This window comes from Corynebacterium ulceribovis DSM 45146 (assembly GCF_000372445.1).
Lineage (GTDB): Bacteria > Actinomycetota > Actinomycetes > Mycobacteriales > Mycobacteriaceae > Corynebacterium > Corynebacterium ulceribovis.
In genome coordinates this window covers 558,818-572,136 of record NZ_AQUY01000001.1, presented here as the reverse complement: position 1 = coordinate 572,136, position 13,319 = coordinate 558,818, and the positions used below count along the sequence as shown (strand labels likewise).

Below are 13,319 nucleotides of genomic sequence, written 5' to 3'. Positions count from 1 at the left end.
TCGGCGGTATGAGCATCACAGAAATGAACATTCCGCTGGTCGCCGCCCCAATGGCTGGTGGCCCAACCACCCCTGAGCTTGTTGCCGCCGCCGTCAAGGCTGGCGGCACTGGTTTTTTGGCCGCAGGTTACCGCACCCCCGAGCAAATGTCCGAGGATATTTCTGCCCTCAAGTCTTTGCTTATTGACGATACCGAGCAGCCGTTCTTTGGCGTCAATCTCTTTAATTCACCGGCTGAGTCGCAATTCCCTGAGCAAGATCAGCGAATATGGACCGCCTACCAAGAAGCGTTAGCACCGTTAGCAAAGAAGCTTGGCGCAGAATTAGCTTCTGAGGCTCGCACCGATGATGACTTTGTCCAGGAAAAAGTACAAGTACTCATCGACAACCCAGTACCAATGGTGAGCTTTACCTTTGACCTTCCTGACTCAGCAACGGTCGCCTCCTTGCGGGCTGTCGGCACGCTAGTTGGTGCGACGGTAACTGAAGTTCCGGCAGCAGCTGAAGCCGTCGCCCGCGGTGTTGACTTCCTCGTGGTCCAAGGTCCTCATGCCGGTGGCCATCAGTCATTGCCGCTGGTTGCCGGTGAGGTATCGGAAGAGCCGCTGTTGACTACAGTGCAAACGATCCGAGCTAATACTGACATCCCGGTCATTGCTGCCGGCGGCGTTGGTTCAAGCGCTGATGTGCAGGAGTTGCTCGCCGCTGGCGCCACCGCTGTAGCTGTGGGCACGATGTTGCTGCGTGCTGACGAGGCGGGCACAAATGACACTTATCGACAAGTGCTAGCAGAAGTCGCGGCTGGGGATCGCAGTGATGTCACGGTATTCACCCGCGCGTTTTCTGGGCGGTGGGCTCGTGCCCTGCACAATAAGTTCATTGATAAGTACGGTGGCACTGCCCCTGCATTGTACCCGCAGGTGCACTACCTGACATCACCGATCCGCAATGCAGCGAAAGAAGTTGGTGACTCCGAGTCGCTGAATTTGTGGGCTGGCACCGGGGTGAAAAACACCCGCGCGGGCTCGGTGGCAGAAATCTTCGCTGACCTGAGCAGCTAGCGGTGATATGGCTGCGCGGCTACCCACGCTGCAGCCGTAGTGTTTTTAAAGGGCGTCATCATCGGACCAGTTAATGGTCCGTGGCATGTCTGCCGCTGCCGATTGGTGAGACGTGGCCTGGGTGTTCCCAGCTGCCGATTGAGGGTTTGACTGCGGAACGCTTGATGCCTGCGTGCCAGCTGGTTGCGTCGATGACGCTGCTACTGGAGATGCCGCACCAGCTGGGGTGCTTCCGTCGCTGCCATTGTTCTGGAAGAACTCCGCCGGCTTTTTATCGAGGAAGTTCAGCATGGTGTCGTCACCTTCGAGCAAGGTGCGCGTCAGCATCGCTTTCGGGTTCATCGAACGCAGCTGCTGGAGATCCTCCAGCGGCTTACGGAACTCGTCGAAGTCATCACCGAAGTCGTTCTTCAGTTCACTGCGGGCATCCTCAATGGAATTGCGGACAGCAAGCACCATGGCACGAAAATCTTGGACCAGCTTCGGCAGCTTCTCCGGACCAACCACGACCAAAGCGACGACGAGAATAATGAGGATCTCTCCCCAACCAACATTGGCAAACACGGCTATTACCCTACCCTGTTAGCGATCTTTAGGTACGACCTCAAGCGTGATCTCCCGCCCGTCTCGTACCACGGTGACCTTTGCGGGATTGTCGACTCCGACTTCCCAAATGGCCACCATGAGTTCATCTGGCCCGGAAATTGGTCGATTATTCACCCGAGTAATCACATCACCTTCCTGCAGTTTCGCCTCTGCGGCTGGGCCTTTCGGCATAATCGATGCAATCTGCGCGCCGACGACAGAACCGTTTTCCACTGGTCGTGTGGTCACACCGATATCGGCATGCTTGGGGGTGGCTCCCCGCATCAGCTGCTCGGCAATATCGCGGGCAGTATTGATCGGAATGGCGAACCCAAGCCCTTGTGAGCCGCCGGTAGTGGAGTAAATGGACGTGTTGACGCCAACGACAGCACCCGACATGTCTACCAGCGGTCCGCCCGAGTTACCTGGGTTGATCGACGCATCCGTTTGAATGGCATCGGCGGCGCCATCCGTATCGGTTCCGTCACCGGTCAGTCGCACCGGGCGTTTCAGGGCGGAAACAATTCCGGAGGTCACCGTGCGCTTCAGCCCCAACGGCGAACCTAATGCCAGGACTTGGTCGCCGACTTTCACCTTCTCGGAATCGCCCAGAGCCGCGACGGTCAGTCCCGCAACGTCGTTGACTTTCACCACCGCCAAGTCCGTCATCGGGTCGCGGCCAACAATCCGGCCGGTCGCTTCCTGTGGGATGCTGTCCCCATTCGGCGCGAATTGGACCGTAATCTTTGCAGAATGGGAATCAACCGCTGCGGACACCACGTGGTTATTGGTCAAAATGTAACCCGCACCGTCGATGACAAAGCCAGAACCGACGCCGCTGCCTTTAGGTCCAGTGACACTCAACGACACCACTGCGGGTTGGACCTTTTCTGCTACTTGACCAATGGCTGACATATCCGAGTCGGGTTGCTGGACAGCCTCCAGCTGCACTTTATTGCTCGTCAGCTTGGCCTCATGCCCAAACCAGCCGCCGATGAAGCCACCAGTGGCACCAACCAGCATGGTCACCAGGGCCACACCGGCGATGTGGTGCCAGCCAATACTCCGACCAAACAGCACCTCACGCAGTCCCACTTTCGGCAGTGGTTTTTCTGGTTCTGGTTCCGGTTCCATCTGTGAGGGCAGTGCTGGCTCGCCCGTGCTGACCGGAGCGTGCGGATCCGACCACGGGTCATAGTCGGATGTGGTGTCTTCTTCTGCAGCGGCTTCCACTCGCCGCTGTAGCCCACCGATTTCCTCCAAGTTCGGATCGGTTGGGGTGTCAGGTCGCCGAAAGGCTTGCGCAATTTCTGGTGGCGTAAGTTGGCGCCCAGTCAGCGCCTCGTGGGGTTCGGTATTGGCGGCGACAGCAGCAGGATCGAAACCGCCATCAACGTCATGCGGGCGTGCGAAAGCGCTCGGAAGCTGGGATGAAGTCACTTGTTTCCTGCCCACCGGTCTCGTAGCGATTCCCCAAGTTCGGTGAGTCGGTCCGCGAAATTGAGCGCCGATGCGCGCACATGTTTATTCTCTGAAGCTTCGGTTACCGCATCGCTGACCGCATGACCGACGGCATCGGGAATGGCGGCAAGGCGCTGTTTCAAGGCAGCAGATACTTGAATTGTGGCTTCGCTCGCTGCCCGTAACCGTCGTGAAGCTTCTTGCTGGGCGGCAACCTCTCGGCGGCATCGTTCGCAGCTATCCAAATGGCAGCTGGCTCGGTGAAACGCACCTGGTGTGAGTTCTCGGTCGACGTAGGCCGCTATTGCTTCGATAGACAGGTGATCGAAATCCGCGTCCAACAAATCCCGTAGGCGTCGCGCGCCACGGCGACTCTGCTCCCCCGCATTCATGCGCATCACACCTCCAATGGCTGGGAATCCACCTGCAGCTTGCTACTTATCCTTCAAGTGTAGGACGAAACGCTACAACGCGGCGGAAACGAACCGTGGCTTCACGAAGCGCTCGTCTGCCTCCAAGATAGCGCGCAGCTGCGAGCGCCCCCGGTGAATCCGGCTGCGGACCGTACCCATCTTGGTGTTCAACGCGTCCGCAATCTCGTCATAGCTCATCCCGGCAACATCACACAGCACCACTGCCACTTTGAAGTCTGGCGCTAATTGATCCAGGGCACGCTGAATCTGCGGATCAATATCGGCGTCCATGAACAGGTCCTCTGGGGAAGAGTTTTTACCCGGAACTCGGTCCACGTCTTCCGGCAGCGCTTCCATCCGAATTTTCTGCCGGTGGCGCACCATATCGAGGAACAAGTTTGTGGTGATGCGATGCAGCCAACCTTCGAAAGTGCCAGGCTGGTACCGATTCAAGGAGCGGAACACCCGCATGAACGTTTCTTGGGTTAAATCTTCCGCATCGTGCTGGTTACCAGTCAGGCGATAAGCCAATCGGTACACCCCGTCGGAGTGTTGAGCAACCAGTTCTTCCCACGTCGGCATCTCACCCATTCCGGCATCAAAAGCAGCGGTGCCAGAGACTTCGTCTGGCAACATTTCGGAAGGGCGCAATTCGGACATGCGTCTATCTTGCCTTGCAAACATAAACGGACTCAATACGGGGGCGTAGGAATATTGTAAGAAATCTGATTCTTTTTGGTAACAGCCGTTAAACAGCTCAAACGGCGTGGATAGCCCCCAAGCAACGCAAGATTCCCTACACTCAAAAGGGTGACTGATTCTGCATTCGACGCCACCCGTAACTACATCCTCAGCACCACTGCAGCCGACGAAACCCTCGAAGCTGCTGCCCGCGATGCTGCTGAATTTGGTTTGAGCTACCCGGATTCCATTACCGGCTCGCTGCTGACCGCCCTGACGTCGGCGGCGCTCGCAGGACGACCGAACGCCACTCGCTCGGTGGTTGCCATCACCCCAGCTGCCGGTGTTGTCGGACTGTATTTGCTGCGCGGGATGGCACAGGGCGACCACCTCACGTGCATTGACTCAGAAACCGAGCACCAGAAGCTAGCGAAAAAGGCATTCCAATCCGTCGGGCTGCGGCCATCCCAATACCGCTTCTTGCCGTCTCGTCCCCTAGAAGTGATGGGGCGATTGAACCCAGGTGCCTATGACGTTGTTTACGGCGACTGCCGTCCAACTGATTTGTTGGCATTCGTGCACGCCGCGCTACCGCTGCTCTCGCCAGGTGGTGTTCTCATTATCGGAGACTGCCTCCTCGACGGCATCGTGGGCGACGAGAGCCGCACCGACCGCGATACCGTTGCGGCCCGGGAAGCTGACGAATATGTCCGTTCCCTTGACGGTGTGACGGTCAGCCGGTTGCCACTGAGTGGTGGCCTGACCATCATCGCTAAACAGGAATAGAGGAATAGCTCATGGCCCCGCAATCTTCCGACCACGGTTTCGCTGAAGCACTGTATCTTGCAAGTACCGCGCGTCATGTGGAGGTGTTCACTGGTGCGGGGATGAGCGCCGAATCGGGAATTGTCACATACCGCGATGCCGACACTGGACTGTGGGAAAACGTAGACCCGATGGCAATGGCCAGTATTGATGCTTGGCGCCGCGACCCAGAGCCAATGTGGGCGTGGTACCTGTGGCGAGCGCAGTTAGCCTCGCAGGCCGAGCCTAATGCTGGACACCGGGCGATTGCCCGCTGGGCTGAACTCGATGGTGTTGATGCCGTCACAGTAACCACACAGAACATCGATAACTTGCATGAACGTGCTGGTAGCGAGAATGTGGTGCATTTGCATGGCAGCTTGTTTATCTTCTGCTGCAGCAACTGCCGCCGCCCCTACGATGATGTCGATTTTCCTACGGAGGCGGTGCCGCGCCTTACTCCCCCACCCTGCCCGGCCTGTGGAAGCCTGATCCGGCCGGATATCGTGTGGTTCGGGGAGGGACTGCCCAGCGACGCCTGGGGCGAGGCGGAACGGCGAATGGAAACGGCGGACTTGATCGTCATTGTGGGCACATCGGGTGTAGTTTATCCCGCTGCCCAACTGCCTTTCCTTGCGTACCGGCAGGACACCCCAATCCTGGAAATCTCGCCCCAAGAAACGGAGTTGACCCGCCTGGCAGCCCAGTCGTGGCGGACCACTGCCGCGGTTGGACTGCCATTGCTTGTCGACGCATTGGCCGACCGAAGTTAATTAAATAACTTCGTTCTTACCCACACAGACGACGCCGCCCGCGGAGATCTTGTACCGCTGGGCATCCTTTTCGGTGTCCACACCGAGGATTTCACCGTCAGATACCACCACGTTCTTATCCAAGATGGCGTGGCGCACCACAGCGCCGCGACCGATGCGCACACCTGGGAACAGCACTGAGCCTTCTACTGTGGCACCTTCTTCGACAACCACATTGGAGTGCAGCACCGAGTTGCGGACGGTACCACCAGAGATGATGGAACCTGGGGCAACCATGGAGGACTGTGCAAGGCCACCCTTGACGAACTTCGCTGGTGGCAAGTTGTCTTCCTGGAAGGTGTGGATTGGCCACTTGCGGTTGTACAGGTTGAACACTGGGTGCACGGAAATCAGATCCATATTCGCTTCGTAGAAAGCGTCGATGGTACCAACGTCACGCCAGTAGCCCTTGTCACGTTCGGTTTCGCCTGGAACATAGTTGTTCTTGAAGTCGTAGACGAACGCCGAGTTCTTCTCCACGAAGTACGGAATGATATCGCCGCCCATATCGTGGTTCGACTCTTCGTTTTCGGAGTCTGCGCGCAGCGCTTCGACCAGGGCTTCGGTCTTAAAGACGTAGTTACCCATGGAGGCGAAAGTGGACTCCGGATCATCCGGGGTGCCCGGTGGGTCCGCTGGCTTCTCCAAGAAGCTGGTGATCTTGTTTTCGTCATCGGAGTCGATGCAGCCAAACGCAGTAGCTTCCGCGCGTGGCACGCGAATACCGGCAACGGTGCATTCTGCGCCGGAAGCGATGTGCTGCTCGACCATCTGCTCGACGTCCATGCGGTAGATGTGATCCGCACCGAACACGATGACGTGCTCAGGGTCTTCGTCGAAAATCAGGTTCAGCGACTGGAGGATGGCGTCGGCGGAACCAGTGAACCAACGCTTGCCCAGCCGCTGCTGAGCAGGCACTGGGGTGACGTATTCGCCGGTAATACCGGACATCTGCCAAGCGGTGGAGATGTGACGGTCCAAAGAGTGGGACTTGTACTGCGTCAGCACCGCGATTTTGCGGTAGCCGGCGTTGAGCAAGTTCGACAGCACGAAGTCAATCAAGCGGTACGTGCCGCCAAACGGTACGGCTGGCTTAGCGCGGTCAGCAGTCAAAGGAAACAGACGCTTACCTTCGCCACCAGCAAGGACAATTGCAAGGACATTTGGTTGGCTTCTCACATTCCCCAGGCTAATCACAAATTGCGCAGCCCGCCGGAGATAGCGGCATTCAGTCCCCCATCTGTGCCAAACATGCCGCCGAGCCCCTGCACAGCTGCACAAAAGTGGCTACGGTGAAGGGTATGCGAGTTGCGATGATGTCCCGAGAATATCCACCAGAAATCTACGGCGGCGCTGGCGTTCACGTTGCTGAACTAACCCGTTATATGCGCGAAATCGTGCCGGTCGACGTGTACTGCATGGGCGGTCCTCGCGACGAAGCCGACGTCTACGTTGTTGGCAACGATGAAGCCCTCAACGACGCCAATGGCGCAATCAAAACCCTCTCCGTTGGCCTGCGGATGGCGCATGAAGCCGCACAGACCGACATCGACGTAGTCCACTCCCACACCTGGTATTCCGGGCTCGGCGGTCACCTGACCGGCCTGATGAAGGAAATTCCACACGTAGTCACCGCCCACTCCCTAGAGCCGCACCGCCCTTGGAAGAAGGAGCAGCTCGCTGGCGGCTACAACGTGTCTTCGTGGTCGGAAAAGAACGCGATGACTAATGCTGACGCAGTCATCGCTGTGTCCGCTCGCATGAAGGACGCGATTCTCGACGCGTACCCAACTATCGAGCCAGACAAGGTCCGCATTGTCCTCAATGGCATTGACACTGAGCTGTGGGCACCGCGGCCAACATTCGACCAGTCCCAGGAAGAAAAGGGCTGGTCAGTACTCAAGGACCTCGGCGTCGATCCAAACCGTCCAATCGTCTCCTTCGTCGGACGCATTACCCGCCAAAAGGGTGTAGAGCACCTCGTGAAGGCCGCGATGCAGTTCGACGAAGGCATTCAGCTGGTGCTGTGCGCAGGTGCGCCAGACACCCCAGAGATCGCGGCCCGCACCAAGGCGTTGGTGGAAGAGCTGCAGTCCAAGCGAGATGGCATCTTCTGGGTGCAGGACATGCTGGATAAGGAAAAACTGCAGGAAATCCTCACCGCTTCCGATACCTTCGTCTGCCCATCCATTTACGAGCCACTGGGCATCGTCAACTTGGAAGCTATGGCTTGCGGCACCGCAGTCGTCGCTTCCGATGTCGGCGGTATCCCTGAGGTCGTCGTCGATGGTGAGACCGGCACGTTGGTGCATTATGACGAAAACGATGAAGCAGGATTCGAAGCTGCCATCGCGGAAGGCGTGAACAAGATGGTCGCTGACCGGGAACGCGCTAAGGCCTTTGGTGTGGCTGGCCGCACCCGCGCCATCAATGATTTCAGCTGGGCAACCATCGCGCAGCAAACCATCGACGTGTACAAGTCTCTGATGTAGGACGTAGCATCACGACGTGAAAAAAGGCCGGCAGCATCAGCTGACCGGCCCTTAACCGTCAATAAGCACCGCCAAAAAGCACCGCTTTTTGCGCTACCTTCTACTCTGGGCGGCCCAAGCGGGTAATCATTGCGCGGGCAGTAACATCCATCGTGGTCGGCAGGGACTTAATCCGGTCCGCCAACACATCTGGATGGATATGGCGAGCAGACGGGCTCATCGCAATCTGCGCGGCAATGTCTTCCTGCTTCAGCTTCATGGTGAACTCGACGCGCTCAGGCTCCCCAATAGGCACCAAGTGGCCCTCTGCTTGGGCAATCATCCGCTCAACCTTGCCGCGCTCCACATCAATGATGCCCAGTGGCTTACGCAGCTCCGAAAGGTGGCCAGTATCGGCAGTCAGTACGACAACCTGGCCGCCCGGCTTGAGCACACGGGCGAACTCCTCCGCGTTGCGCGGGGCGAAAATCACCGTAATGGCGTCGACAGAATGGTCCCGAATCGGCAGCCGAGCCCACGCATCCGCAACCACCGCGCCCACCCGTGGGTGGCATTTCGCTAGGTGCTTTGCGGCTGGAACGGAAACGTCAATGCCCACACCGCGAGCCTCTGGAATCGCATCCAGCGTGTGCGCCAAGTAGTAGCCAGTACCGGCACCGTTTTCCAGCACCACTGGACGGTCATCGTTGCTGATGCCGTTATCGTCCAAGACATCTTGGACATTGCCGGATACTTCCTCCACAAACGGGCCATAGTGGCCGCCGGACAAGAACGTATCGCGGGCAGCAATCATCTTGGCATCGTCGCCGGTGTAGCGCAGACCCGCGCCACCAGCCAACGTGACGTAGCCCTGGCGAGCCACATCATACGAGTGACCCGACTCGGACTTGAGCACCTTCCAGGTGTCATCCGCCGCACACATCGCAGTGCCATCCACTGGATCAGCTAAGACATCAATAATGTCGGCGAGCATTGAGAACCTCCCTGGATGAGATGCGAATTTCTGATTAGCTGACCAGCGTACCCGGCCAAGCTGAACACGCCGCTGATTACCCTGGGTTAGCGCAGCCCCTAGATACGCAACGGCGACCGGGAAAACCCCGATCGCCGTTACACATTAACCGCCCACTGGCTACGAGCCGACCACCTTCAACAGTTCGTGGCCCAGCTCGCTGGCCTCGGTTGGCGACAGCTCAACCACCAGACGACCACCGCCGTCCGCGGGAACGCGCATCACAATCTTCTTGCCTTCGTCGGTAATCTCCAACGGGCCATCGCCAGTGCGTGGTTTCATGGCAGCCATGAATTGACTCCTAACTAAAAGCTTCCAGTCCTGTATTCAGGGCCTATTCTCAACCTTACTCATTTTTGACAAGCGGCGGAATAGCTGTACTATTACTGCCCTCCATTGAGGCGATCACCGACGCAATCGGCGGACGATCCGCAAAACTTGGCGCAACTGGCGCCGCCACCCCACCCACACGAAGCGGAGCGCCGGAATCTGGCACGCCACACCGATCAAATAGCGTCGCCACCACCTGGCGCGCCATCGGACCTAAATCTGCCAACGTCCGATTACGATGCCGCCGCTGCCCCAAATCCACCTGTGCAATTGCCGAGACCCCAAACCGCTCCGCAAAATCCAGCAGCAACCCAGTTTCCACGCCATAACCAGGCGCAAATGGTACGGAGCACAGCGCTGCACGCCGAGCGGCGTACTCACCGCCAAGTGGCTGCGCAATAGTGGCCAACTCCGGGCGCAGCGCCGCAAGCAGTGGCCGCATCGTCAACTCCGTCACCCGGCCACCATCCAGGGAGGTCGACTGCCCAGCGCTCAGCACCCGCTGATAGCTGCCCCGGACCATCTGCACCTGTGAATCTGCCAACAGTGGCTCCACCAAAGTGGCAACCCACTGCGGCCCCGGCTCCACCACGTCAGCGTCCATGAAACACACAATGTCCCCGCGAGCAGCAGCCACGCCACGCCATAGCGCTTCGCCTTTACCGGGCTGCGGCGGGATATGCGGCAAGACGCTGCGCCAATTGACGACAGTGGCACCAGCGCGTGCAGCCACCAGCGCAGTAGCGTCCGTCGAATCCGAGTCAATGACTAAAATTTCGTCAATAAGCGGCGCCGTGCCCAACTGCAACGGCCGCAATGATTCCACGACCTGGCCCACGGTGCCTTCTTCGTTCAGTGCGGGGATGACCACGCTGACGGTAGCGACGGTAGCGGTCACTGCAGACCTCGGATGACCGACTTCGGGGCGATGCGCTGGTCAATCGCGCCAACCATCTGGCACACATCGACGGTCTCGCGGACCTGGTGCGCCCGGAACATCGCCACGCCATGGTGTGCGGCGTAAGCGGTGGCGGCGAGCGTCGCGGGAACCCGGTCGGCTACCCCGCGGCCCACTGTCTCCCCCACAAAGTCCTTATTCGACAGCGCCATCAACACCGGCCAGCCGGTAGCGACCAATTCATCGAGACGACGCAGCAGCTCCAACCCGTGGAAAGTGTTCTTACCGAAATCGTGCGTCGGATCAATGAGGATTTTGTTCTCCGGCACGCCAAGAGATACCGCGCGCTCCGCAGCAGCCGACGTCTCCGCAATGACCTGCGCAACGACATCGTCAAAATGCGCCCGGAACGGGCGAGTCCGGGGTGTCACTCCCCCAGTATGCGAACAGACATAACCAGCACGATGCTGCCCCGCGACGGTCACCAGCTCAGGGTCCGCGCCAGCCCAAGTGTCATTGACCAGCCCGGCGCCTGCTTGGCACGCCACATCCGCGACCTCCGCACGCCAAGTGTCCACGCTGATCGTGATGTCTGGGTAACGCTCGTGCACCGCCGCAATGAGCGGCACCACCCGGTCGATTTCCTCGGTAGCAGAAACTTCGGGACCGGGGCCTGCTTTCACCCCGCCAATATCGATCACGCTGGCGCCATCGGTCACTGCAGCGTCCACGCGAGCGAGCGCTGCCTCAATGCCCCACGTAGCGCCCTTGTCGTAAAAGGAGTCGGGGGTGCGATTGACAATAGCCATCACGGCGGGGACACCGGATGGCTGAAACGCACAGTTAATCGGTCTCATCACCTGCGAATTTAGCACGCTCAGCTGCCGCGGCTTCGCGGGCTTCACGTTCCTCCATGGCCTGCAGGTGGCCGGCATGGGCATCCTTGATGTACTGGATGGCCTCGTCCACGTCGTCGGTCACTAGGTACAGATCGACATCTTCGTCGCTGATCATGCCTTCGGCCAGCAGCCGCTCATCAATCCAGTCGACTAGTCCGCCCCAGAACTCGGTGCCCAACAGCACAATTGGGAAGCGGGTAATTTTGCCGGTCTGCACCATCACTAGGGCTTCAAATAGCTCATCCAGTGTGCCGAAACCGCCGGGCAGCCCGACGAAGGCCTGCGAATACTTCAGAAACATCACCTTGCGGACGAAGAAGTACCGAAAGTTCATGCCGAGGTCGAGGTAGTGGTTCAGGTGCTGCTCATGCGGCAGTTCAATGCCTAGCCCCACCGAAAAACCTTCAGCTTCCAGCGCGCCACGGTTCGGCGCCTCCATCAAACCTGGGCCACCACCGGTGATGACGGCGTAGCCAGCTTCAGCAATTTTCCGGCCAGTTTCCACGCCTAAGTCGTAGTAAGGGTGCCCCGGCTGAATACGCGCTGAGCCAAACACCGTCACGGCTTTTGGAATTTCCGCGAGCGCGCCGAAACCGTCAACAAACTCGGATTGAATACGCAGGACACGCCAGGTGTCGGTATGCATCCACGAGGTGTCCGTCGCCCGGTCCAGCAGTCGGTAGTCCGTGGTGGATCGTTTGGAGTTGTCCCGTCCGTCTGGCCGGATGTACATCGGCCCGCGCAGCAGCATGCGCTTGGCTTCGGAAGGAGTTTTTTCAGGTGCCATAACGAGTTCCTCGGTGGACTGTGGACGATAAGTTACTTACGGGAAAATTGAAACACATGTGACATGTGGTGGCACCCACCTTAACTGCCGGAGCCGTTTGCAGCATGGCGGGATACAATGGGGCCATGCTGACATCTGGGGCCCGAGGCGTGGGTATCGCCAACATTGCAATGGACGGCACGATTCTGGATACCTGGTACCCAGAACCACAATTGACCGACGAACCAAGCCCCTCGGGCACCGTCCGGTTGGGTGCACAATATCTCAGCCCAAAAATGCTCTCCATGGTGCGTATTGACGAAGACCGAATGGTTGAGCAGATTGCGGTGGAAACCAATATTGCCGACCTGTCTCAGCCTGCTGTCGACGCACACGATGTTTACCTGCGGCTACACCTGCTGTCCCATCGGCTGGTATCGCCACACTCCATGAATATGCACGGCGTCTTTGATCTGCTCAATGTGGTCGCGTGGACTAACAAAGGCCCGTGCCTGCCCGACAATTTTGAGCACGTCCGCACCTCGCTGCGCACCCGGGGACTGATTCACGTGTACTCCATCGACCGGCTCCCCCGCATGGTCGACTACGTTGTGCCCGCCGGGGTTCGCATTGCCGAGGCAGAACGTGTCCGCCTCGGCGCAGTCCTCGCCTCTGGGACCACTGTGCTGCGAGAAGGCTTCGTGTCCTTCAACTCCGGCACGCTCGGGGAAGCAAAAATCGAAGGCCGCCTGTCCTCGGGTGTAGTTGTGGGGGCGAATACCCGCGTCGGACTGTCCGCCACGTTGATGGCGGAACAGGATAAGACTGGCTTCCGTTTGCCACTGAGCATCGGCGAGAACTGCACCATCGGGGTGTCCGCTGGTGTTATCGGAGTCTCGCTCGGCGATAACTGCATTTTGGACAATGGCATTCTCATCGATAAAAAGATGCCGGTGTACCTGACTGCTGAAGATCGCACTGGTTACGCCGCTGAACTTGAAGGCCAAAGCAATTTGCATTTCCACCGTCGCCCTGGCGTCAGTGACATCTGTGTGGACCGGCTGAACCCGGCGTAGAATTTCTCCCGCCCCAACTCTGGGATTCG

General features: G+C 58.7%; 15 protein-coding genes. 5 read left to right on the top strand and 10 right to left on the bottom strand.

All coding sequences use genetic code 11. The features are described from left to right. Positions 1 to 8 precede the first annotated feature (8 nt). Positions 9 to 1,061 (top strand): nitronate monooxygenase, encoded by a 1,053-nt coding sequence (locus A3EC_RS0102690; RefSeq protein WP_018023625.1) that lies wholly within the window; start codon positions 9 to 11, stop codon positions 1,059 to 1,061. A gap of 45 nt (positions 1,062 to 1,106) precedes the next feature. Here A3EC_RS0102690 and tatB read toward each other — a convergent pair whose 3' ends face one another. From tatB to sigE, 4 genes are all read right to left on the bottom strand, one after another. Next, positions 1,107 to 1,625 carry a Sec-independent protein translocase protein TatB gene (gene tatB / locus A3EC_RS0102685; RefSeq protein ID WP_018023624.1) on the bottom strand — a complete coding sequence of 173 codons (519 nt, stop codon included), beginning with the start codon at positions 1,623 to 1,625 and terminating at the stop codon, positions 1,107 to 1,109. Between the two features lie 18 nt (positions 1,626 to 1,643). After that, complete coding sequence (locus A3EC_RS11155) at positions 1,644 to 3,086, bottom strand: S1C family serine protease (RefSeq protein ID WP_018023623.1); 1,443 nt, start codon at positions 3,084 to 3,086, stop codon at positions 1,644 to 1,646. Further along, positions 3,083 to 3,505, bottom strand: coding sequence for an anti-sigma factor family protein (locus A3EC_RS12335; protein WP_018023622.1), 423 nt, complete (start codon positions 3,503 to 3,505; stop codon positions 3,083 to 3,085). Before A3EC_RS12335 ends, A3EC_RS11155 begins: the two co-directional genes overlap by 4 nt. A 66-nt stretch (positions 3,506 to 3,571) precedes the next feature. Next, positions 3,572 to 4,180: an RNA polymerase sigma factor SigE gene (gene sigE, locus A3EC_RS11145; RefSeq protein WP_018023621.1), complete on the bottom strand. Its 609-nt coding sequence runs from the start codon at positions 4,178 to 4,180 to the stop codon at positions 3,572 to 3,574. A 150-nt stretch (positions 4,181 to 4,330) separates the two neighbouring features. On the opposite strand from sigE, the gene A3EC_RS0102665 reads away from it, so the two are divergent. Beyond that, positions 4,331 to 4,987 carry an O-methyltransferase gene (locus A3EC_RS0102665; protein WP_018023620.1) on the top strand — a complete coding sequence of 219 codons (657 nt, stop codon included), beginning with the start codon at positions 4,331 to 4,333 and terminating at the stop codon, positions 4,985 to 4,987. Between the two features lie 11 nt (positions 4,988 to 4,998). Further along, on the top strand, positions 4,999 to 5,778 hold the full coding sequence (locus tag A3EC_RS0102660) for an NAD-dependent deacylase (RefSeq protein ID WP_018023619.1): 780 nt from the start codon (positions 4,999 to 5,001) through the stop codon (positions 5,776 to 5,778). On the opposite strand, the gene glgC is transcribed toward A3EC_RS0102660, so the two are convergent. Beyond that, a complete protein-coding gene (gene glgC / locus A3EC_RS0102655) occupies positions 5,779 to 6,996 on the bottom strand; it encodes a glucose-1-phosphate adenylyltransferase (RefSeq protein WP_026162126.1) in 1,218 nt (405 codons plus the stop codon). It abuts the gene before it with no gap. 122 nt (positions 6,997 to 7,118) lie between these two features. On the opposite strand from glgC, the gene glgA reads away from it, so the two are divergent. Then, positions 7,119 to 8,309, top strand: coding sequence for a glycogen synthase (glgA, locus tag A3EC_RS0102650; protein WP_018023617.1), 1,191 nt, complete (start codon positions 7,119 to 7,121; stop codon positions 8,307 to 8,309). Between the two features lie 100 nt (positions 8,310 to 8,409). On the opposite strand, the gene A3EC_RS0102645 is transcribed toward glgA, so the two are convergent. The 5 genes from A3EC_RS0102645 to A3EC_RS11140 all read right to left on the bottom strand — a co-directional run bounded on the left by A3EC_RS0102645 (position 8,410) and on the right by A3EC_RS11140 (position 12,235). Beyond that, positions 8,410 to 9,282, bottom strand: a complete 873-nt coding sequence (locus A3EC_RS0102645) for a methyltransferase domain-containing protein (RefSeq protein WP_018023616.1) — start codon at positions 9,280 to 9,282, stop codon at positions 8,410 to 8,412. Positions 9,283 to 9,441: 159 nt separating this feature from the next. Next, positions 9,442 to 9,612, bottom strand: a complete 171-nt coding sequence (locus tag A3EC_RS12675) for a DUF3117 domain-containing protein (RefSeq protein ID WP_018023615.1) — start codon at positions 9,610 to 9,612, stop codon at positions 9,442 to 9,444. Between the two features lie 55 nt (positions 9,613 to 9,667). Then, complete coding sequence (locus tag A3EC_RS0102635; RefSeq protein ID WP_018023614.1) at positions 9,668 to 10,549, bottom strand: glucosyl-3-phosphoglycerate synthase; 882 nt, start codon at positions 10,547 to 10,549, stop codon at positions 9,668 to 9,670. Beyond that, positions 10,546 to 11,406 carry a dihydropteroate synthase gene (folP, locus tag A3EC_RS0102630; RefSeq protein WP_245532920.1) on the bottom strand — a complete coding sequence of 287 codons (861 nt, stop codon included), beginning with the start codon at positions 11,404 to 11,406 and terminating at the stop codon, positions 10,546 to 10,548. The genes A3EC_RS0102635 and folP overlap by 4 nt, the downstream gene beginning before the upstream one ends. Beyond that, the gene (locus tag A3EC_RS11140; RefSeq protein ID WP_018023612.1) at positions 11,393 to 12,235 is read right to left on the bottom strand and encodes an LOG family protein; all 843 of its coding nucleotides are present in this window, start codon (positions 12,233 to 12,235) and stop codon (positions 11,393 to 11,395) included. The genes folP and A3EC_RS11140 overlap by 14 nt, the downstream gene beginning before the upstream one ends. 125 nt (positions 12,236 to 12,360) lie before the next feature. Between A3EC_RS11140 and A3EC_RS0102620 the strand changes: the two genes are divergently transcribed. Next, entirely contained in the window at positions 12,361 to 13,290 is a 930-nt protein-coding gene (locus tag A3EC_RS0102620; RefSeq protein ID WP_083879962.1) for a DapH/DapD/GlmU-related protein, read from the top strand. Positions 13,291 to 13,319 lie beyond the last annotated feature (29 nt).

What these genes read in the sequence shown, in the direction of transcription:
- A3EC_RS0102690 (WP_018023625.1), top strand. Translation starts at nt 9, where the DNA reads ATGAGCATCACAGAAATGAACATTCCGCTGGTCGCCGCCCCAATGGCT.
- A3EC_RS12335 (WP_018023622.1), bottom strand. Translation starts at nt 3,505, where the DNA reads ATGCGCATGAATGCGGGGGAGCAGAGTCGCCGTGGCGCGCGACGCCTA.
- sigE (WP_018023621.1), bottom strand. Translation starts at nt 4,180, where the DNA reads ATGTCCGAATTGCGCCCTTCCGAAATGTTGCCAGACGAAGTCTCTGGC.
- A3EC_RS0102660 (WP_018023619.1), top strand. Translation starts at nt 4,999, where the DNA reads ATGGCCCCGCAATCTTCCGACCACGGTTTCGCTGAAGCACTGTATCTT.
- glgA (WP_018023617.1), top strand. Translation starts at nt 7,119, where the DNA reads ATGCGAGTTGCGATGATGTCCCGAGAATATCCACCAGAAATCTACGGC.
- A3EC_RS0102645 (WP_018023616.1), bottom strand. Translation starts at nt 9,282, where the DNA reads ATGCTCGCCGACATTATTGATGTCTTAGCTGATCCAGTGGATGGCACT.
- A3EC_RS12675 (WP_018023615.1), bottom strand. Translation starts at nt 9,612, where the DNA reads ATGGCTGCCATGAAACCACGCACTGGCGATGGCCCGTTGGAGATTACC.
- folP (WP_245532920.1), bottom strand. Translation starts at nt 11,406, where the DNA reads ATGAGACCGATTAACTGTGCGTTTCAGCCATCCGGTGTCCCCGCCGTG.
- A3EC_RS11140 (WP_018023612.1), bottom strand. Translation starts at nt 12,235, where the DNA reads ATGGCACCTGAAAAAACTCCTTCCGAAGCCAAGCGCATGCTGCTGCGC.
- A3EC_RS0102620 (WP_083879962.1), top strand. Translation starts at nt 12,361, where the DNA reads ATGCTGACATCTGGGGCCCGAGGCGTGGGTATCGCCAACATTGCAATG.